This window comes from Rhizobium album, from assembly GCF_003122325.1.
Taxonomy (GTDB): domain Bacteria; phylum Pseudomonadota; class Alphaproteobacteria; order Rhizobiales; family Rhizobiaceae; genus Metarhizobium; species Metarhizobium album.
Window position 1 is genome coordinate 170,653 of record NZ_QFBC01000006.1, and the last position, 19,586, is coordinate 190,238.

The window sequence follows — 19,586 nt, forward strand, 5'->3', positions numbered from 1 at the left end:
GGTCACATACGATAAGGTCTGTAATATGTACGGACTTTTCACGTGACGAGGGAGATTGTCGGGCAAGTTTCCCCGGCGTCCTTATGTTGAGCGGAGCCGGTTCGCATTTGTCGATCCTAAACGTGGCAGTCGAACCGAGACGAAGTGACCGGTTCAGGAACGGTCAGAGCTAAGGTTGCTCGCCATCCGACTTGAAACCGTGCGTCGTCACCGATATGGCTCGCACGCCACACCATCACCGTCGGCATCGAGTTCCGGCCGATAGTTCGCGTCACCTCGACGAATCGGGGCGATGCCCAGCGCCCGCGCGGCTTGGCAGCCGGTAAGATTCCCCGTGCGGCTCGTGAATGATGAAGGTGTGCTGGCGGCCAGACCGCTCCCAAGGAACATCCGCCCGTAGAGCACGGCACTGCCGGCGAACACCAGCGCCAAGATCGTAATCCACGCCTTTATGCCGGAGCCCTGGCGACGATAGCGCCGGCGACCCGGTTTCGGGAATTTATGTGTGGCGTAGCTCATGGTCGGATGATCGCCGATGAGACTTAACCGATCCCGATATCAGTCGATAAAATGCGATCTATCGGCAAGATCAATCATCCGCCGGCGACACGCTGAGACGCGATCGCCATGATCGCGGCGTCAGCCTCCTCTGTTGACCAACCGGCACGCCCGGTTGCTCAGCGCGATCATGACGTCCGAAAGCTCGCCGGCCGCGAGCTTTTGCTCATCCTCGGTTCCGGCGTTGATGTGGTCCATGTACGCCGGCTCGATCGCATTTCGGCAATCGGCGGCGCGTTCCGGATAGGCGCCGTGGTGGCGGGGGCCGGGAATGTCTTTCAATTCGGTCATAATCTTCTCCTTCGACAAGGAGATAGTGCGGCTGGGCAACCGGACTAGCTCGCACCGAATACAGGTGCGCAGCGGAAATCAGAACTCGTCGCACCCCTCGGTAATTTGCTGCCGCAGTGCCGGACACTCCTTGGTCAGTTGTTTGATAGCCGCGGAAGACCCAGACAGGGAGATCGTTCGGGAATCCGAGAGCTTCTTAAGATCGACTTCACTGGCAACGACCATCGATTTCCCGGCCTGTTCCACCGTCATCTTGTAGCCATCGCTTTCAAAATTCAGGCTAACGAACTTTCCGCTCAAAAACACGATCGACGTCGAACGCTGCATTTCTGCAATTTCGCTATCGCAATATGCTGCGATCCTCTCGAAAAATCCGGCGGGATTTTTTTGATAAACGAACGCCCCACCAACAGAAAAGGGCTTCTTAAACATCGTCATCACCCCACCGTCTGGCTGGGCGGGATCATTAACGATGCCAGAGGTCATTCTGTGTGACACGACAAAGCTGCCTTGATCGCCGACGCAGGCGATACCGAGAGCAGCATCTCCGACTTCGACGTAAGCTGATCGGCCCAAGACTGGATGATCTCCATAGGTCCAGCGGCCTTCTTGCTTGGACGATGCCTTCGGCTGCTCCTCAGCTCCGCCCCCTTCGCAAAGTCTTTCGACGCATTCAGGATATTTTGCACTCTCCGTGCCGTAGTTTGCCTGGCACTGCCAGATGCACCGCTGCAACTCCATGGGGTCTTCCTCCGCGAAGACCGGGAGCGAAAGGAGCGAAAAGCAGAGAGTTCCGATTGCGGTCGAGCGCATGACATTTCTCCAAGGCATCAGACGTACCAGATCCCATCGGCAATCGCCGGGGCGACGCCAGCCACGTTTTCCGTGCTTTCCGCAAAACCCGCGAGAAGATGCGCCCGGCTGTATCCAGCCTCCAATTGACCGACCCAATAGGCAATGCCACCGCTATCGCCTTCCCGGCCCAGAACGTTGTCATAAAGACGGTCAACGAATTCTCGGTTGTTCGGGTTCGTCCCGTAAAGGCCATTGAATTCCGCAGAAGACATAAACCCGGCGGCGACGTCATCAAGCGTGGCGCCGGCGTCCATGGCCTTGATCCAATAGGAAAGGCCGGCAGTATCTGGCGTGCGATCAAAGGCTGCTTGATAAATCCGGTAAGCTTGGCCAGCGTGCCCGGCAACGTCGAAAGCTAAGGTGCCGTCGCTGAACTGCAAGCGTTCGACGTCATACAGATAGTCGGCTCCTGATGGCCCGGTAACGGAGATAGAGCGTCCCGCATGCTGGATTCCGTAGCTTTCGCGGACGGCGTCAAAAACAGCGGTATCGAGTCCTTCACCGCCGTCGATGTAATCGTCTCCCGCGCCGCCGTTCAGAATGTCATTGCCCGCATAGCCTTTAATGCGGTCGTTGCCTTGTTCGCCAAAGACAGTATCCCGACCGTCGTTGCCGAGTATCCAATCATTTCCTTCGCCGGCATAGATCCGGGTATCGATGTAGGAAAAACGCACCGAACTCAGATCGAGGATGTCATCACCCAATCCAAGGAAGAAACGGTCGATATTGTACAGTGACTGCTTTGAAAGGGATAAGTGACCGAGGAAAATGAGGTCGTTCGAGTTGGTGCCGGTAAGCGAACTGAACTGATCCAGCCGCCCCCAGTCGTCCAGATTAAATAATCCGGAGACGTCGTATGTCAAAACCTCTTCCGGGTCAGCTGGACTGCCAAGGTCATGCAATATCCTGTTCCTGACTTCACCTGTCCACTGCAAGTCCATGCTCACTCCCGAATGTTAACTTTCCCACAATTCACTCAACGCGCGAAACCTTCGATAGGCTAGACGGTCCTAGCCTCAGTAATTCATGATGCCGCACGCACCTACGATCTGAAGAGCGACCAACGGATTGCCTTGAACAATTCCTGCCATTAGATCATGCGAATATTGCAACTGATAGATGTTGGGATAAACGGCGCTGCCCAAGCGTGCCAAACACCCGCATCCAGCCTCGCCGTGAATTGGCCTACATGTGCTGATGAAAACGGCCTCGCCACCTGAACTGCTGACCTTATTTGACCTGATGATACTCGCAATATTCTCGAGTATTATGTCCGCGCCCTCGCAGTTCAAAGCACGGGCCGACAAGTTGCCGGCGGAAAAAGCCGTTATACCTTGCGCCTGCGAGCCCATCATTTTTCCAAGGTCGTCATTTCCCCACTGATTGCCTACCATCGCTCTCTGAGCGACCGCATAGGCAAACGACTGCGCTTCAGCGAGATCATCGTCATTCAGATTTCCGCGGCTGCAGGTCGACAAAAGCTCGTAGGCAACACCTCCTGTAAAGAGATAGCTTACGTCCGAAAACTCAAACGGCTGGCCGCCTGATATCCGCGCCGCGTGTTGCTCATAGCCAGATGCTCTCAGTACCGGTTTGCGGCTTGAAGCGATTGCGCCATCCGCCACTGGCTGCTCCGCTACGACCACTTCCTGCTTCGGCGGCTCTTTAAGCACCGCTTTCACACCGCCAAGGAATTCCGAGGTTTGCGAACTGTCGATAAGGACTGCTCGATAGTAGTCCGTTCGCAAATACTGGCCACAGTCAACGTGGATGTTTTGTTTTGGGAAAGGTGCATCGCCCCAAATATCTTTACATCGCGGATCACCTCGCTCACCAAAGGCATCGCTTTTCGTCCAGCTTGGTCCCCAGATCATCCCTTCCTTTGCGCCCAGATCAACGCCTTTTCCATGAGCAGAAATGATTTGTTGAGACATCGAAGGTTTTGAGGCGGTATCGATCTGCCTGTAGATCGCTGCGATCCCCGGCTTGCCGGCAGTGTAGAGCTCAATTCTCTCGCGTTTGCCGCCTGACAGATCAACATCATACGCTGCGACGAGTTCAAGCTTCCGCTTCAACTCGTCCTCACATTCTGCAACGAGCGCGCCGCCCCTTTCTGCCAGGTCTTCACAGGGGGTTAATGAACCAAAGTTTTTACCGGTGTAGTATTTTGTCTCGGTGAGTGTGGCACCGGAGTAAAAAGTCTTGATGTGCTCGATCGCATCTGAAGCTTCCATTCCAAGCTCGACAGATGATAGCTGGAGATCCGCGGCAGATGTTGCGGAAGCGGAGATCATCAAAAGAAAAGGCGCCGTCAAGCCGATTACCGCGAGGTACATAGCCGATCGCTTGAACGGGTTTTTTCCTCTGCTGCATCGAGAAATTGGCATTTGACCCTCCAATATTTTCCGAACAGTAGTCAGGGGTTGAGGGCTTGGCAATTACAAGAAATGAGAGTTCCTGTTGATCTCCGATCTTGAGGCGATGAAGATGAAGAAGATTGCCTGTTGAACAATTTGTCGCGCCCGGGATGCACGGGAAAATCCCGTGATTGGCCGAAAACAGTAATGTTCCCATTGTGTTGCAATACGGGGCCGGCCACGCCTTCTGCCTATTAAGTGGTAACAAGTGGGTGTCGAGGCCTGCTCGACACCGGTGCACCGGCCGTCGGCCAGCAGACGATGTGCTCCATCTTCGCCGCCGGCATCCGGTCTGGCGGGACGAGACCCTCGGGACGGGCTTGCGCCGCGGTCGCGCCGGTGTCAGATGGCGCTGACATCGCTCCATCGCCGCCACAGGTAGGTGATGCGCCTGCTTGACAATGCGGAATGGTCGTTGTGGTCGGATCGAGAAATCGCCAAGCAATGCAGGGTCGGGTACACCTTGGTGGCCAAGATGTGGGTAGATCTCGCCCCGTCTAATACTGCCCGCGCGGGCAGTATACAGCGGAAATTCAAGCATCCTAAGACGGGTAAACCGACAACGATGAAAACCAAGGCGATCAACAACGATCGCCGCAGCAAGGCCACAGCAACACGGGAACAGCCTGCAAAGACGGAGCCGCCGGCGCATTCTCCCGTGAACGGGACGCCGATGAAACGTCAACCTCTTTCCCGAGGAAAGAAGTGTCGAGGTGAGCGTATTTCACAATCTAGCGGTCTTGTCGTGGGGGGCCTTGACGAGAAACCTCCAACACTCTTGGCAGTTTGCCCGCCGCGACCAGATCGGCAATGAGGACCTGATCACCGGCACGGCGGTAGCGCCCTGAACTGGCCCGGCGACGAAAGTGAAATCGTCTCGACCTTGACCGGTGCAATACACCGGATAATCCGGTCTTCTCGAGCCCCCACAGTGGCGGGTCCGGCCCTACCTCCCTGTCCACCTCCCTGCGCAATACCAATTCCCTGGCATATCGGTCCGCAGATCGGTTGATGCACGACAACAGCACAGTGGCATCGGCTATGGCAGGCCCGCCCATGGCCGCCTTGCCCATAGGCCAGTATACCGCCCCCTTGCCTGCCTGCGCCTCCCGGCGCCTACCGAGCCGCAGCGCCACCATGTCTTGGCCACCCCAGGTCCGCACAGCAAGCCGTGGGGACGTGCAAGTTCCGGATGATGTGCGGCATGTAACGCTCGCTCCACGCCCGCCCTGGGGCGGCCCTGTGGCAAAGCGAAGATTTTAGGGACCGTACCAAGGGGCAACGGCCTGCGAGGCGCAGCATCGCCGTCTGTCGGGCAAATTTGTTTTCGGAGGGGGAGGTCATCTCCCCTTGTCGCGTTCACGGTCAGGAGGTGACCGGTGCCTGGCTCAAAACCCCGAAAATCAGGCATTTTGGGGCAATATTCACTGTTTGTTCCCGCTGGGCTCTGATAGTCTGAAATCCTTAAATTCAGCTACAGAGGAGCTGCAGAGATGCCCGAAAACACCATGGATCAGACCGAGCCGCAGGCGCCGGTTGCTGCCTACATCGAAAACCCTGCTGCCCGGGAAAAGCTGGTCTCGCTGCAGTGGCCGGTACGATTCGGAGAAACCCTTGTCACCGAGATCCGGGTGCGCCGGATCACCGGCAAAGAGGTCCAAGACTTCTTCGCCAGGCTGAAGGACGGCGGATCCTTGATGCCGCCGACGGTGGACTGCCCGATCGAGGTCTGGGATGCCCTAGATGCCGATGACCAGGCGGAGGTCGACCGGGAGGCAGCAGATTTTTTTCCCCGCGCTCTGAAGGTATTGCTCGCATCGTCCCTGCCGGCTGGAGGGGCTACGCCGCCATCGTCGCCTGCACCCTGAAGACGCCAATCGGCGAAGTCATGAACATGGAATGGTGCGAGTTGCTGGGCTGGTACTGCGAGGCGGTGAACATCCAGATGGCTCGAGCTCGGTTTGATGTCGCACTGGCGACAGGAAGGCGGATTTGAAATGGCGAGGACATTCATCGGCGAGCTTCTCCTCCGGCTGAAGGATGAGGCATCGGGGCAGGCAAAGGGATCGGCAGATCGGATCACAGGCAGCATGGATGCTATCCAGCGCGCCGCGGCGCGGCTGAATTCGGCGCCGTGGGGCGGCCGGTTTCAGAGCCAGATCGACAAAATGGGAGCGTCGGCCCGAGAGCTCGATACCTTGCGCAATTCCTGGGAGCGGCTGCAAGCGGCTTTCAAGCAGAAGAACCTTTCGGGCGCCTTGCGGGGTGCTGAAATAAGCCGCTGGCAGCTTGGGGCACTCAGCCATCTTCGGGAGATGGCGGCCGCGGCAAAGGCTGCTGAAGACCACACCGGGCGTCTGCGCGATCGCATCAACGAACTCAAAAGATTGGGTTTGTACGCCCTCGGTAGCGGCTCCGCCATTTACTTCGGTGGCCAGGCCATCCGTGAAGGTACCGTTGCCGCCTCGGAATGGCAGCGTGAGAAGTTCAGGCAGGAGATGGGCAATATCCCTGAGGGCGAAAAGGATCAGATCATCGCCAAGGCGGAGGAACTCGGCGGGCAATATCCTTCGGTCTCGATCACAGAGATAGCAGAGCTCGCCCGAAACGCCCGAAACATGATGGGATCGGTTGAGGCCGGGCTGGAAATCTTGCCGGATCTCGTCAAGGGCATGGTGACCCTGCAGAGCGCGAAGGGCACGGATGTTGCCGTCGGTGAGCTTCAGAACCTTCTCCGGGGCATCGACAATGCGGGCAAGAACAGCGGTGGCGAACTCGGTATCAGAAATACCCGCGAAATCATTGCGGGGTTGATCCGGGCCGCGCAGGTCGAAGGCGCGGATCTTGACGTCGGCAAGCTCTTCCAGTTCGCCCGGCGCGGCAAGATCGCCGTGCCCGGCTTGTCGACCGAGTTTCTCGCCGGCAAGGCGCCAGCGTTCATGCAGGATATGACCGCTGAGGGTTTCGGCGCAGCGCTCTCCTCGGCCTATCAGGCTTTCGTCATCGGCTCGAATGCCGTTGCCTCGAAGAAGAACATTGCGGAACAGGAGCGCATCGGTATCCGGAGAGGAGGTGACCTCGTCGGCGCCGATACCTTTGGACGAGATCCTGACGAATGGGTGAAGCAGGTTCTGATACCGGCCCTGAAGAACGACGGCGTCGACATGAGCAATGAGACCGACGTCGCCCAGGCCGTCGCCAAGCTTTCGAGAAACACCAATGCTACTGGTCTCATCACCAGGATCATAACTCAGCAGGAGCAGGTCAACCGCCTGTTCGAACAGTACAGCAACGCCATGGGACCGGATGCCGCTGACGAAGCCCGGTTTAAAGATCCGTTCGTCGGCGCCACGGGGTTCGTGACCTCGCTTCGCAACCTCGCCGCCGCCGTTGGTGACGATATCCTGCCCACCGCCACGGCGGGTATGAATTCGATGACGGATGCCATCAACAAATTCCAGCAGTTGTGGCGCGATGGTGACCCGATGGCAAAGGCAGGGATCGCTGGCAGTGCGGCCATGGCTGGTTACGGCAGCTGGAAGCTTCTGGCTGGCTTGTGGTCGCTGGGAACCGCTGGCCCCGCTCTCAACGCCGCGGCGGTATCGCTCGAGGCTGCTGCCGTCAGCCTGGCTGCTGGTGGCAAGGTCGGTGCTGCTGGAACCGTAGCAGCCGGTGCAGCGAGCACCACGGCCGGCGGAGGGGCACTCGCCGCCGTGGCATCATCGCCGACGTTCTGGACTGCGGTAGCCGCACTCTCCGCCATCATCGGTGTTGGCCTCGTCGGACGGGATGCGACGAAGGAGAGCAAGAAGCCGCCCTACAAATACTATCCCCAAGGACCGGAGCAGGACCGGGACAATTGGCAACGGCAGTTTGGTCAGGTTGCTTTCGAGGGCGGCCGTCACCGCGTCGGGCTCGGTGCCGGGCCGGCGCCGTCCGACAGCATCCAGGCCGCGGTCGACCAGGCCGAAAACGCCGGCTCACAGATCCAGCAGGCCCTTTCGGTAACCGCCACGCCGGCCGTCGACACATCCGCATTGCAAGAAGCAGTTCGGCTTGCCCAGCAGTTTGTGGCCACGATGAAGGCGGCTGCGACAGTGGCAGCCAATGCGGCTGACAACGTGCCTCGCACCGGCTCCAGCTCTGTCAGCCGGCAGATGAACCGCAACTTTACTGACCACGGGACATTCTGAAATGGGTATCGTTTCTACTTCTTATCAGGTCATCGTCGCCGGCCAGGATGTTACATCCCGGTTCGAGCCGCGCCTTTTATCAATTAAGATCACGCGCGCCGCAGACAACGCCGCGGATGAATGCTCGATCGAACTGGCAGACCCTTATGGTGACATCGTCCTGCCTCAGGACCGGGCGCCGGTGATGATCAACATCAACGGCGACCAAGCCTTCATGGGCTTCGTGTCCGACGTCGACTACAGCTTCAGCAAAGGGGATGGCCGAAGAATGAGTGTCGGTGCTTCCAGTGTCGACTTGGGCAGCAAGGTCAAGGAACCGTTCTTGAAGCACAAGGACGACGCCAGCCTCGCCGACGTCGCCTCGGAGTTCGGCGGCCGGGCCGGGCTGCAGGTTTCCGTGGCCGGGTCGATAAAGTCGATCCAGCGGCCGTACTGGCTGGCCCAGAATGAGAGTTTCATGTCCTGGGGGCAGCGGATCGCCAACGAGGTCGGCGCATCCTTCAAGATCATCGGCAACCGCTGCTATATGGTCGCGATCAACGAGGGGATCTCGGTATCTGGTCAGACTTTGACGCCGATCGCCGTGACCTACGGGGTCAACCTGATCAGCGGCAACATTGCCCCGATCATCTCCCGGCCGAAGTTCAAAAACGTCGAGATTTCCTACTTCGACGTGAAGAAAGGGCAGCGGATGAAGGTCGATGTCCCGACAGGAGTCGACGATGTTTCCAGTGCGCTCCGCACCGTGATCACCGCGTCGGACGAGGCGCAGGCCAAACAGCAAGCCACGACACAGGGGAAAAAATCGGACCGTGAAAAAGGTGGCGGTTCCGTCACCATCCTCGGTAACGTCTTTGCTGAACCGGAAGCGCTCTGCAATCTCTCCGGCATCCGCCCGGGGATCGACGGCTCCTATCGCATCGCGTCCGTCGAGCATTCTTTGACCAAGGCTGCCGGGTTTGAGACCACGTTGAACCTGAAACAGCCATCCGGCGGCGCCGGCGTAGATACGCGCGGGACACGTCCTTCTGGTTCCCCCGCCGGACCATCACCACAAATTGCACCCCCAGCACCGTAACCGAGGTAATAGCTGTCAATACCTTTCCTAAGGCAATTGTGGATAACGGGGATATTCGTCACTATATAGGAAATCTCGTGACGGCGAGTCGCTTCGCCGCCCAATTCTACCACATACAGGGAGGTATTCATGAAGTATCATAATCCGCTCCCTACCGGAGCGTCCAAGCGAGCTGTTTCTGACTTTGCTGAAGAAGTCGCCGACGAAGTAAATTATCAGCCTGGGATGCCGATCGAGCATCTTGTGGCTGATCTCAACGGGTACATATCCTACCGGAACGCTGTGGGCGATAAGCCGGAATCCATCCTAATTGAGCCGGATCGTTCATTCGAAATTTTCCTGCCAACAATGACATCAATGGCGAGGAACCGTTTCACAATCGCGCATGAACTAGGCCATCTATTTTTGCATTTCCCTCTCGTCAGTGAAGAGTTTCCCGGCGATGGGATGAGGGCTTACCGTTGGATCGAAGGAAACGACCAACGTTGTGAATGGGAAGCAAACTGGTTTGCGGCTGCATTCACCATGCCCGAGGCTATGTTCCGCAAAATCGTGGATGAGGAAGGGATTGACGCCGCGGCCCGTTTTTTCGGTGTCAGTGGTCAGGCCGCCAGGGTCAGAGCGAAAGGCCTTGAGGGTACTTGAGCACACCAAATTACCGAGTGCGATTGTTTTTGACCGTGGACCTAGTTGGCTCCACGGCTTTTAAGATGGCGCATCAGCAACACAAGCCTGATCCAGCGAATCCACACCCCCACTGGGTTCATGAGTTTCGACAATTTTACAGGCAATTTCCTGAAACGCTTCGCGGCCGTTATCGGCAGGCAACGAATGTGCAGGGTGATCCTAATGCCGAGCCACCCGGTTGTCCGAAAATCTGGAAGACGATAGGCGATGAGATATTGTTCTGTTGCCGCGTAGAATCGGTGCAGCACATAGCTTGTTGCGTCCAGGCCTTTCTTGCAGCACTGGACGAATATGGAAGCCAGCTCGATGGCAATGTAGCCTTGGATGTAAAGGGCTCGGGCTGGCTGGCCGCCTTCCCTTCCGAAAATATCAGTATTGAGGTGTTGAGCGGCAATGCAAACACCCCTACAGAATCTGACGAGCCCGATGAGGATTTTGAGAAGTCCGCGGACGATCAGCCTAGCAAGTTCGATTTTCTCGGAACCGGCATTGATACTGGTTTTCGCATCTCCAAGAATGCCACATCAGATCGTTTCACAGCGTCAGTCGGTTTGGCATACCACCTTTCAAAAGCAGCCACCCTGCATCTCTTCAACGGCGTTTTCGAATATCATGGGCGTGAGAGTTTCAAGGGTGTGAACCGAGATCAGCCATATCCGGTCGTGACGATAGTTTCGGAGCGCAACGAAAAAAAGCGTGAAATGAGGGACAGAGAACGGCTTGTTCTTCGCCAGGAAAGCGCGCCCCCACTCGCCTTGTTTGATTTCCTCAAGGCCTTTATGGAACACGAAAACATAGACCCACCGACGCTTCCTCTTCGTACTGGTGACAGCGCTCCAAATCCCCCTCCTTCCTATCAACGTTATCTTGAGGGCTTGCAATCACAGCGAAAAGAGAGCGCGAAACGTGACGCAGGAATGGTCAAAGCTGCCGAGATAGCCGACGACACCAATGTCCCTATCCCTAATACCGTCCGAGCCTTCCTCAAAGGTGAAGTAAAAAAGTCGCCTCATGAAGAGCCGACAAATGTCATGCAAAGCAAGAAGGTGCATCGCCGTGGCCGTGGTCGGTTGGTACGTCGAAAACTGAGAGATCAGGATCGTGACTGACCGCTCAACCGTGCTTATCGTCAAGCACGGCGTCATAAAGTCTGTCACCAATCACACAATCCGCGACTCGCTTCAGTAAAGCTTCTGGCGTGATGCCCCTTTTACTCGCTTCTCTGATCAGCAATTTTTTCCGATAGGTATCGAGCTTCACCACATAGCCACTTTTCGATTCCTGCATTGGAAGGCGCCATCGGCGGATCATTGCCCGGATAGTTTCCTGGCTGGTCCCGTCCGCCAGGAGTTTTGACACCTCACCGGATGTCTTGTGGTTTCCAAGCCAAAACCCGATGTGTGCAGCTTTTCCGTTCGTCCACCTTTCCACTAGACGATAGCCCTTGAAACGCTCGGTGTGGTGACGCTTTACATTCGCCATCTTGTTGCGCGGTCGGGAGAATTTATGCTTGGCATCGGTCATAGAGCATCCTCGAGGCAAAGAATAAGGGCGCCCCAGACAGGCGCCCGAATTGGAGACATTTGATTTGGTCAACCGATCGCCTGCTCGACGCTTTCGAGTTCCGGCCACGGCACGGGCAGCCCAGCCAATCTGGCGATCGAGTTTTCTGACAGCCGTGTCGATCCAAGTTCAATCGTTGCGGCACGCTGACGCAGCCGATTGGAGAACATCGACTGCAGCGCCGTTGCCGTGTCCAGAGGTGGTTCCGGCACCTCCCGTCCGATCCAGTCGGGCTGCTGGACCCTTGGGTTTACCAGCCGGACCAGGATGCCCATATACCCGAACCTGTTATCGTACGTCACGTCGAACAATTCGGGCAGCTCTGCCGCTACGAGCTCCGCGACAAGTGCGGCCATGCCTTCCCGCCTGGACGCCAAGTCAGCACGTCCCTCCGGCCGCTCCGATGGGCGCTTTGTGCTATGCGTTGGCCACAAACCATCGTCATCGGCAAGCTCAGCGCCGACGGACCGAATAAGCCGGGCCAGCGTCGCGGCCGCCTTTTTCAATTCCGGGGCCTTGGCATCGATCGAATCGGCGGCGCGGTTCAGCCTGGTTACTTCGGCATTGCGGCTCTCACGTTCACGAGCCGAGGTCAGGCGGGCCTGGGCATCGATGATCTGCTGGTCAATCTCACCAAGGAGGTCGGCATGATCGGCCGCTTCAGTGGCAAGACGCCGGATTGTTGCCGTCACCTTCTCGACATCGCCGTCCTCACTGGACAGGGATTCGCGCCGAAGTTCCTTGGCTTCCTCGAGCGCCTGCATCGTTTCGGAGCGCTGCCGCTCCTCATCGGTTTTGCGCTTCTCAAGCGTAATCAATTCCCGCTCGATCTCTGCAACGCCATCGCGTTTCTTAAAGGGATTTTTCATGGTCCTGATCTCCTTATTTTCAGGCGAAACGGTTTGCTTGCGCGATTGCCGCCGCCCAAGCGTCTGATGTCGTCTTCGGTTTCCGCTGCTCCAGGTCCTCGGCACTGGCACCGCCGTTCGTGGTGGCAACGGCCTTTTGCCAGCCGGCGGCGGCGGCCTCGGCACTGATGCGGCCCGGCTCTGGTCGACTGGCAGTTCCGCTTATCGGCGCCGTGGCCATGCCGCCGGCGATGGCTGCCAGAATGGTCAGAGCATCCCGGTGCGAAACGGTGGTTTCAAATGCCAGAATGTGAATCAGTCCCGGCATGCTTTTGGCGTATTGGCAGGTAAGAATGCTCTGGCAGCGTTCGGTCTCCTGGGCGGCGGCCGCGGCGACGATGCCGGCGTGGCTTGCAGCTTGAATGCTCATTGTCGGTTCCTTTCTGGACGGCCAAGCCGCTCCCTTGTTCCGGATCATCCCGGCGATAACGGCCTCGAATTGGCCGACGTCATCGGCCATCCCAGCGGCGACCGCCTTGGCGCCCACTTTCATGCCGCCGCCGCCGAAGTTGCGGGTGACGGTGTCCACGCTGACGCCGCGATGCTTTGCGACGGCAGCCACGAAAACTCCGGCGAGGTCGTCAACAAGGGTCTGGATCTGGGCGCGGCCTCTGTCGCTGCTCGGATCCGGCCGCTTGCCCGGCGACTGTGACGAGACGAATTCCATGGTGCGCACACCGCGGCGGCGGTCGGCTTCCGACCGATCAGGAAGACCGAGAACGACGCCGATCGAACCGAGCATCGCGGCATCCGAGATCACCACCCGGGAGGCCGCTGAGGCGATCCAATAGCCGCCGCTGGCGGCCATGCCGCTGACAAACGCGGTGATCGGCTTCTTCGACCTGGCGGCATAGATGGCGCTGGCGAGCTCGTCACAGCCGTTGGCCTCGCCGCCAGGACTATCGACATAGAGCGCGATGGAGTGGATGCCCTTGTCATCCAAAGCCACCTGCAGATCCCGGCGCACCATCTCGTAGGACGTCGCTCCCGACATCGAAACGAACAGATTTGCCTTTTTGAAAAGCGGTCCCTCGATGCGAATGATGGCAACACCGTCGCGCTCGGTGGCACGTTCGGCCCGAGACAGTGAGGCAGACCGATAGGCTTCCAGCGCCTGCGGGCTGACCTCGTTCGACCGCTCTGCGATCGACAAAAGTTCACGAGCTTTTTCCGGTGGCATCGCCCATCCGCTTGAGCCGATGTAGTCAGTGAACATGTTCGCTACCCTCGTGTGTCGGGGTGGCGGCCAAGGGCAAGACCAACCCACAATCCCTGGCCAGGGCCTCGAAAATGCTGTCGCACTCGCAAGGTCCGACCCCCGTTTCGAATGCGAGAACGTTGGCGACGCTGCGAAACTGAACGCCGCCTGGCGAGGTCAAGATTGACCGGATCCGGTCGACCTCAGACAGATTGTTCATCGTTTGTTCCTTTCGCAAATGCAGCCGGGTCGATGCCTTCCACCACCCGTAGGATTTCGGTAACCGCGGCGTCCCTTATGTGGCCGACGGCGAGGTCGTAGATCGGTTGAGGCATCTGCATCTTGGAGAGATCGACCTCGGCCGCAGCAATGAGATAGCCGAGCTCACTCTTCACGACGTTGACGGGGGTGAGGCTCCTGACCGCATGCTCCGCGATGAGATTGCCAATCGTCCGGCCGATCTTTCGGGCCTCCGTCACGGCGACTTGCTTCGCCTGGTCGACAGTGACGACCTGCTCTTGTCGGCGGATCCGGGGAACTCTCACAACTGGATCTCCCGCAACAAGTCATCGACATCGCCGCTATCGAAAACGCCGCTGATCGGACGGCCGGAGCGCAGCAGTTTTTCCGCCGCGGACCTCAAGACAAATTCGTTGACGCTTCGTCCTTCCCGATTTGCTGCATCGAAGAGATTTTCGCGGAACCCTTCGGTAACTCGCCCTCCGCGGAGCATGAGATTAACGCTTCGATCATCCGCCATTTTGGCCACTCCTTCTTGCGTCTTGAGGGAGTAAATCAGACGCTTGGCGGCCTGGCGATTGGTCACGAGTGGTCGCGTTTCCCCAGTTTCTCCTTCCGTTCCCGCGCCTGCAGATGGCTGATGCCCAGATGGTCGAAATATCTTTGTACCCGCGGATGATCCCTCCTGTTCGCGCGCAACAGCTCCAGCGCGACCATGTCGCCGGAAATCACCATTTCGAACGCTGGACCGCTGATTTGAAGCGGCGCAGATCGACCTGTCTGCCGAGCGATGGCGTGCATTTTGCACAGGCGCCGAACGGCCTTATGATCGAGGTCGGCACGAAACATGGCTTCCTTGACGCTGATGATATCGTCAGGCTCCATCAGGATCGGCCAAAGGCTATCACCGCCGCGGATCTCCGGCATCTCTTCAGCAGAAAAGAGCGACGACATTCTCAGCCTCCGTTCAAGGTCATCGACGCGAGCGCCACGGTTGCAGCAACGGCAACGACGACTGCGGCGGCAGCAATGCCGACGAGCTGCCGGGTCGTGGGCCGCTTGGACAATGCCCGCTTGATCTCCCCAAACTCGGCTCTGAGGGTCCGTAGGTCGTCCATTCTAAACCCTCCCAGCTTGCCGAAAGACCGCGGAACTGAAACCGCGATTCGCTCGTTGATGCGCCAAACCGGAGGAGATGACATGACGAGATTTTTCGACAGCACGACGATTGACGAAGTCGATGATTGCGCGGCGGTCGCGGAGCTTGCTCACCCCGATTGCGCCGATGTGTTGGTGGCCCGGGGTCAAAACGAAACCGACGCGTTCGCCCGTGACTATGCCGCCGACCGACAGGTCGTCCCTTACGCCGTCGGCTTGGTGTGATCTCCGATGATCGACGGATTTGAAGCAATCGTTTTGAGCCATCAGGTCGATGGCCGGTATTGCACGATCAATTCGGCCCGCACAGCTGCCGTCTACTTGCGGCGGAATTGGCCGGCGAAACGTGGGCCGGCCCATAAAACTGCACTGCGGACCTGCCTTGATGCGCTCAACCGCAAGGAACACCCGGATGCTGCCCGGGCCGCGTTCTTGGCCGCCCTGCGAGAAGCGGGAATTGGGCTTAGATAACTCGGCCCCAAGAACTTTGCCCAAGGAGAGAGGCTTGTGTGTCATGCTACACCTCGCAACGCTCTATCCAAGGCTTCTTCCCACGGGATCAATGGATCAGCGTTAAATGCCTGACGCATACGGTCATCAAGATCGTCCGGCAGTTTCACAGCTTCCGCGTATTTCTTGGCATCCCTTTCAAGCTTGGCAATGTCTGCCGCGAGATGGTGTAATCCGATGACCCGCCGAGCATGTTGCTCGACCACGGCGGCTGGAGGGATTACCTTTTCCACGCCATGCGCCTGCAGCTCTGTTTCGAGCCATTGAACAAACAGGTCCGACGACATTGCGTTCAACTCAATGCGCTGGCCACCGAGCAGGAATTCTATCTCATCTCGGCTGGCGCCGTGTTGACCAAGCCGGTAAGCGGTCTGTGACTTGTCTCCTTTGAACGCTTGAGGCTCTGCATCCAAACCCATGGACCGGGCTTGACGCAGCTTGAGACCGATACGATGGACATCCGGCGTGCTGCTAAAGCGGTACCGGGCTCCGTCGCGCCCAAGTGTTCCGAAGATGTCAAGGCCGCTGATATCGAGATCATGGGCAACGAGGATCTTCAGGCCCGACGACGATAGGCGATCAACCATCACTCGCGCAGCCACAACACTCATGCCCTTCGTCGACATGATCGCCAGGTCGAAACGTTCAGCGATACGCGCCGCCCGAAGCAGTGGTTCGAACCCCTCTTTTTCGATGAATAACGCGGCGCCGTACCGGTCCCCTGGCCCAGCCGTGGAATGAAAGCCGGCTGACGTGGCGATCAGTCCGGCGGATTCGTTTCGCGACTTACGCTGAAGGTATTGACGGACCTGGAGTGTCCCAAGAGGCAGACTGTGGTCGGTGTGTGGTTCGACCATGTGACCACGGGCGTCATAAACGACGTCCCAGTCTGCAGTTAGATGGGGATTCTCATCCAGGAATGCAGGAAGCAAATTCTGAGTGAAGTAGGCATCATTCAGCTTTCCGTTGCCAGTGCGTTCCAAAATGTAGCCGCGGGCCGCATACATCACCTGACGAGCGTTCGCCGGCAGTGTGCCGTTGGCGCTCGCTTTCAGATAAGCCTCCTCCATGATCTCGAAAGCGGCATCCTTGATCGAGACGCCCCGCGATTTCGGCCGATGAGAACGACGAAGCGAAGATCCCACGGACTCGGCAAGTCCAGCCTTGAATGGAAAGAGATCAGGGGTTTTCCCATCGCTGATCAGCGCGATAGAGGGAGTTGTGATGGCGATCGTGATGTCATAATCGCCCTTTGGTACCGTTCCAATGGAGATGTAACCCATACCACATCCGCTGATGTAGGAGGAACCGCCGACGTGAACAGATACGTGCGCGACAGCAGGCGTGCGGTTGACAAGCAGAAGGACACTGTTCCCCGTCCCACGATTTTTCTGCTCGAAGCTCCAGACCTGGACGATTGCCGGTACCGTTGCGCCGGCAACTCTGGCGTCAATCCGCTCGACCTTGTAAGCGCCACCGAAGGTGTCTTCGGGAATTGGAATTAGCTTTGGCATCGCCGGCGCCAGCTTCTTGAGTAAGTCGAGCGTGAGCCCGCTCGCCGGGCCATCGGGGTCGATGTCACGCTGGCCGCCTTCGGGTTGACCTTGCTCAACTCCCTTATCGGCGGCGTGACGCAAGTCGACGCCGAACAGGCTTGCCAAATCCTGAGCGGTTCCCCGCGCTGCGTCAATCAGCTCAGCGAACGCCAAATCAGAATACCAGTCTGGATGTGTCAACATGGGTTTTGCCGCTGCGCCGGCGAGGCGAATGGCGATATCACCCCACATGGTAGCAGCGGGATCCCTTGGCAGCGCGGGTCCGAATTTGATCGTAATGCGCGTCCCGTTGTTCAACTCGCTGGCGGTGCGTGCTGTGACCACGGTTTCGCCGGTAGTTCGGTCAAATGACAACTCTTGGCGTGCGCCGCGGCTCTCAACGACGAGGAAACCACCGCTTGCAAAGGCGGCGCCGGCGACGACACGGTTACCGTTCCCGACCATGCCGCGTGTCGGACGGCGGACCAACTTCGATGACATCATCGGCCGCGTCACCGAAAACATCATAGCCACCTTCGCGGGGTCAATGCCGGGACCATCGTCTTGAATAACGAAGGTGTCATCATCGATTGTGGTTAGCGTGACGGTGGGTGCAGCATCGAGACCATTATCCGCCAATTCCTTTAACGCCATACGGCGGAGAAGATGCTTAGGAGCGCCGGCCTTCTGGCTGAGCCGGTCGGGATGGAGATAAAGGCTGGCATCGGTCCGGACAAACTGGATTTCCGCCGCCTGTTTTTTCCGAGCTCTTTCCCGACGTTTCCGTTCTCGTGCCAGATCCCGCGCTGATGTCACGCTGGCCTCGCCGGTATTGACCTTGCTCAGATCATTGTCGGATTTCGTGACATTGTCGCTCTTCACGGAGAGTTTCCTTCAGCAGGTTCGAAAACGTGGGGGAGGATGCTGTGGATGCGCTGGAGGGCCTTGGCCTCCTCACGTTGGGCGAATTTCGCAACAACGCGATGCATCTCAGTGTTGATGCGCCGCGTCGTATCAACGCCGATTTCGTAGAATCGATCACGTAGATCGATCATCTCTCGCCGATCACCCGCAGCGATGACGAGTGACCGACACAACCTCTTTTTCAGATATGCCCTCCAGTGCGTCACCATTTCGTCAGCGTTGTAGGTCTTTGGCATGACCCAGGACACACGGTAGAGATGGAAGAGTTCGTCACATGAAACGTGGTCCCATCCCCCGCCTTGACTCGCAAATTTTTCAAGGTGCTCAGCTAAAGTGCAGTCATACGGACCGAATGGCTCATTGAAGGCCAGAACCCACTGACCCGGCTTGATGTCGACAAGGGGCGTCATGCTGCACCTCGCTTCAGCGGCACAAGCTCTCCACTCTTCGGTTTCGGAGGCCACGGTTCGGCTGCGATCTTGGTGATGATCGCCGGCATGATGTCGATGACCTCCGCCGTCGGGCGTTTTGCTGCCCAATCGAAAAGACTCAGCTGTTCGGGCTTCATGCTGCACCTCGCGTCTCAAGGATTCCTTCAAGATCGTAGTGAGAAAGGTTGCCGGCCATCATTTGCTTCAAGCAGGTGTCCATCTTGGATGCAGGGACACCCATCCGTGCGAGGAAAGCCCGGCCTTCCGCGGCTGAAGATGGAACTGGGTAAGGCGTAAACATCGCCTCGCGCGTATTCGTACCCCCTTTTTCCTTTTCAGCAGCAGAGCCATCTGGTTTTGGCTGTGCCTGTGGGTCTGAATATGAATGTGATTGTGGTTGTGGTTGTGGTTGTGGTTGTGGATGCTTAGGCCCGGCTTTTTCCGGGCTTAAGCCCGGCTTATAGCCCGGCTTTTCATTTGCACGGGGGCGACCGCCTCTCTTGCCTGCTTCTGACCGCTTCCGGTGGGTCTCTTCAGCCTCTCCGCGGAGGGCCTCGAGGCGAGGGTGACGCCAGCCATCCTCAAAGAGTGACCACAGAGCATCCCGTACGATCGCCCACCGTTCGGCTCCGCATTTGGCAATTCGCGCCAGCCGCTCGTCGTCGCATGGCAACCGTCCATGCTGCCAGAGATGCATCTTGAGCAAGGCATAGGCACCGTACTCTTCGGCGTTCAAGTGAGAGGTTTCGGCGAGTTCGTCACCGACGTAAACCGGCATCCAGGGAAGATGTGTCAACCGAATGTCCCCCTCGCCGTCTTGAAATCTCTTGCGAGCTTGAGGGCCTGTGTCGCCTCCAGCGCGGTGAGCCCCTGCTCCCTCAACCAGACAACAGGATTGGCTGGAGCCTCGGCCAAATCGGCATAGACTTGCGCCGCGGCCACAACGCTCGGTGAATATCGTTGTGATAGGTCGGCGAACGCGGGCACGCCGCCGCCGGCGGCCGGGGCTGATTTGCTCGGCATGATTGTTCTCCAAATTG

General features: G+C 58.1%; 24 protein-coding genes. 7 read left to right on the top strand and 17 right to left on the bottom strand.

The features are described from left to right. Window positions 1-207: 207 nt before the first annotated feature. The 5 genes from DEM27_RS34610 to DEM27_RS15390 all read right to left on the bottom strand — a co-directional run bounded on the left by DEM27_RS34610 (window position 208) and on the right by DEM27_RS15390 (window position 4,091). Window positions 208-519: an excalibur calcium-binding domain-containing protein gene (locus tag DEM27_RS34610; RefSeq protein ID WP_109459131.1), complete on the bottom strand. Its 312-nt coding sequence runs from the start codon at window positions 517-519 to the stop codon at window positions 208-210. Between the two features lie 120 nt (window positions 520-639). Then, window positions 640-849, bottom strand: coding sequence for a hypothetical protein (locus DEM27_RS15375; protein WP_109459132.1), 210 nt, complete (start codon window positions 847-849; stop codon window positions 640-642). Between the two features lie 78 nt (window positions 850-927). Then, window positions 928-1,662: a hypothetical protein gene (locus tag DEM27_RS15380; RefSeq protein WP_109459133.1), complete on the bottom strand. Its 735-nt coding sequence runs from the start codon at window positions 1,660-1,662 to the stop codon at window positions 928-930. Between the two features lie 17 nt (window positions 1,663-1,679). Continuing rightward, window positions 1,680-2,645: a DUF4214 domain-containing protein gene (locus DEM27_RS15385; RefSeq protein ID WP_109459134.1), complete on the bottom strand. Its 966-nt coding sequence runs from the start codon at window positions 2,643-2,645 to the stop codon at window positions 1,680-1,682. 75 nt (window positions 2,646-2,720) lie between these two features. Next, on the bottom strand, window positions 2,721-4,091 hold the full coding sequence (locus tag DEM27_RS15390) for a hypothetical protein (protein ID WP_128755512.1): 1,371 nt from the start codon (window positions 4,089-4,091) through the stop codon (window positions 2,721-2,723). Between the two features lie 1,523 nt (window positions 4,092-5,614). On the opposite strand from DEM27_RS15390, the gene DEM27_RS15395 reads away from it, so the two are divergent. The 5 genes from DEM27_RS15395 (at window position 5,615) to DEM27_RS33605 (ending at window position 11,188) form a co-directional block, all read left to right on the top strand. After that, entirely contained in the window at window positions 5,615-5,989 is a 375-nt protein-coding gene (locus tag DEM27_RS15395; RefSeq protein WP_109459136.1) for a hypothetical protein, read from the top strand. A 129-nt stretch (window positions 5,990-6,118) separates the two neighbouring features. Next, window positions 6,119-8,314, top strand: a complete 2,196-nt coding sequence (locus DEM27_RS15405) for a hypothetical protein (protein ID WP_109459138.1) — start codon at window positions 6,119-6,121, stop codon at window positions 8,312-8,314. Between the two features lies 1 nt (window position 8,315). After that, window positions 8,316-9,392 (top strand): phage late control D family protein, encoded by a 1,077-nt coding sequence (locus tag DEM27_RS15410; RefSeq protein ID WP_109459139.1) that lies wholly within the window; start codon window positions 8,316-8,318, stop codon window positions 9,390-9,392. A gap of 129 nt (window positions 9,393-9,521) precedes the next feature. Next, window positions 9,522-10,037, top strand: coding sequence for an ImmA/IrrE family metallo-endopeptidase (locus tag DEM27_RS15415; protein WP_109459140.1), 516 nt, complete (start codon window positions 9,522-9,524; stop codon window positions 10,035-10,037). Window positions 10,038-10,102: 65 nt separating this feature from the next. Then, window positions 10,103-11,188: a hypothetical protein gene (locus DEM27_RS33605; RefSeq protein WP_128755513.1), complete on the top strand. Its 1,086-nt coding sequence runs from the start codon at window positions 10,103-10,105 to the stop codon at window positions 11,186-11,188. 4 nt (window positions 11,189-11,192) lie between these two features. On the opposite strand, the gene DEM27_RS15430 is transcribed toward DEM27_RS33605, so the two are convergent. The 7 genes from DEM27_RS15430 to DEM27_RS34020 form a co-directional block, all read right to left on the bottom strand. Next, on the bottom strand, window positions 11,193-11,603 hold the full coding sequence (locus DEM27_RS15430; protein WP_109459143.1) for a hypothetical protein: 411 nt from the start codon (window positions 11,601-11,603) through the stop codon (window positions 11,193-11,195). Window positions 11,604-11,671: 68 nt separating this feature from the next. Beyond that, window positions 11,672-12,511 carry a hypothetical protein gene (locus DEM27_RS15435; protein WP_109459144.1) on the bottom strand — a complete coding sequence of 280 codons (840 nt, stop codon included), beginning with the start codon at window positions 12,509-12,511 and terminating at the stop codon, window positions 11,672-11,674. 19 nt (window positions 12,512-12,530) lie between these two features. After that, a complete protein-coding gene (locus tag DEM27_RS15440) occupies window positions 12,531-13,703 on the bottom strand; it encodes a S49 family peptidase (RefSeq protein WP_165823444.1) in 1,173 nt (390 codons plus the stop codon). A gap of 248 nt (window positions 13,704-13,951) precedes the next feature. Continuing rightward, entirely contained in the window at window positions 13,952-14,227 is a 276-nt protein-coding gene (locus tag DEM27_RS15450) for a hypothetical protein (RefSeq protein ID WP_128755515.1), read from the bottom strand. Between the two features lie 62 nt (window positions 14,228-14,289). Next, entirely contained in the window at window positions 14,290-14,574 is a 285-nt protein-coding gene (locus tag DEM27_RS15455) for a hypothetical protein (protein ID WP_245445859.1), read from the bottom strand. Then, window positions 14,571-14,942, bottom strand: a complete 372-nt coding sequence (locus tag DEM27_RS15460) for a hypothetical protein (protein WP_245445861.1) — start codon at window positions 14,940-14,942, stop codon at window positions 14,571-14,573. The genes DEM27_RS15455 and DEM27_RS15460 overlap by 4 nt, the downstream gene beginning before the upstream one ends. A 2-nt stretch (window positions 14,943-14,944) precedes the next feature. Continuing rightward, a complete protein-coding gene (locus tag DEM27_RS34020) occupies window positions 14,945-15,106 on the bottom strand; it encodes a hypothetical protein (protein WP_165823445.1) in 162 nt (53 codons plus the stop codon). An 82-nt stretch (window positions 15,107-15,188) separates the two neighbouring features. On the opposite strand from DEM27_RS34020, the gene DEM27_RS15465 reads away from it, so the two are divergent. Both DEM27_RS15465 and DEM27_RS35200 read left to right on the top strand, forming a co-directional pair. Further along, window positions 15,189-15,371 carry a hypothetical protein gene (locus DEM27_RS15465; protein ID WP_109459148.1) on the top strand — a complete coding sequence of 61 codons (183 nt, stop codon included), beginning with the start codon at window positions 15,189-15,191 and terminating at the stop codon, window positions 15,369-15,371. 6 nt (window positions 15,372-15,377) lie between these two features. Next, complete coding sequence (locus DEM27_RS35200) at window positions 15,378-15,617, top strand: DUF982 domain-containing protein (protein WP_109459149.1); 240 nt, start codon at window positions 15,378-15,380, stop codon at window positions 15,615-15,617. Window positions 15,618-15,658: 41 nt separating this feature from the next. On the opposite strand, the gene DEM27_RS15475 is transcribed toward DEM27_RS35200, so the two are convergent. Genes DEM27_RS15475 through DEM27_RS15490 form a run of 5 tightly spaced genes read right to left on the bottom strand, consistent with a single transcriptional unit; the run spans window position 15,659 to window position 19,569 of the window. Then, complete coding sequence (locus DEM27_RS15475; RefSeq protein ID WP_109459150.1) at window positions 15,659-18,073, bottom strand: ATP-binding protein; 2,415 nt, start codon at window positions 18,071-18,073, stop codon at window positions 15,659-15,661. Next, window positions 18,070-18,525, bottom strand: a complete 456-nt coding sequence (locus DEM27_RS15480) for a hypothetical protein (protein ID WP_109459151.1) — start codon at window positions 18,523-18,525, stop codon at window positions 18,070-18,072. The genes DEM27_RS15475 and DEM27_RS15480 overlap by 4 nt, the downstream gene beginning before the upstream one ends. After that, a complete protein-coding gene (locus DEM27_RS34025; RefSeq protein WP_165823446.1) occupies window positions 18,522-18,683 on the bottom strand; it encodes a hypothetical protein in 162 nt (53 codons plus the stop codon). Before DEM27_RS34025 ends, DEM27_RS15480 begins: the two co-directional genes overlap by 4 nt. Then, the gene (locus DEM27_RS15485) at window positions 18,680-19,342 is read right to left on the bottom strand and encodes a YdaU family protein (RefSeq protein WP_128755516.1); all 663 of its coding nucleotides are present in this window, start codon (window positions 19,340-19,342) and stop codon (window positions 18,680-18,682) included. Before DEM27_RS15485 ends, DEM27_RS34025 begins: the two co-directional genes overlap by 4 nt. Then, window positions 19,339-19,569, bottom strand: coding sequence for a hypothetical protein (locus DEM27_RS15490; RefSeq protein WP_109459153.1), 231 nt, complete (start codon window positions 19,567-19,569; stop codon window positions 19,339-19,341). Before DEM27_RS15490 ends, DEM27_RS15485 begins: the two co-directional genes overlap by 4 nt. Window positions 19,570-19,586: the final 17 nt, after the last annotated feature.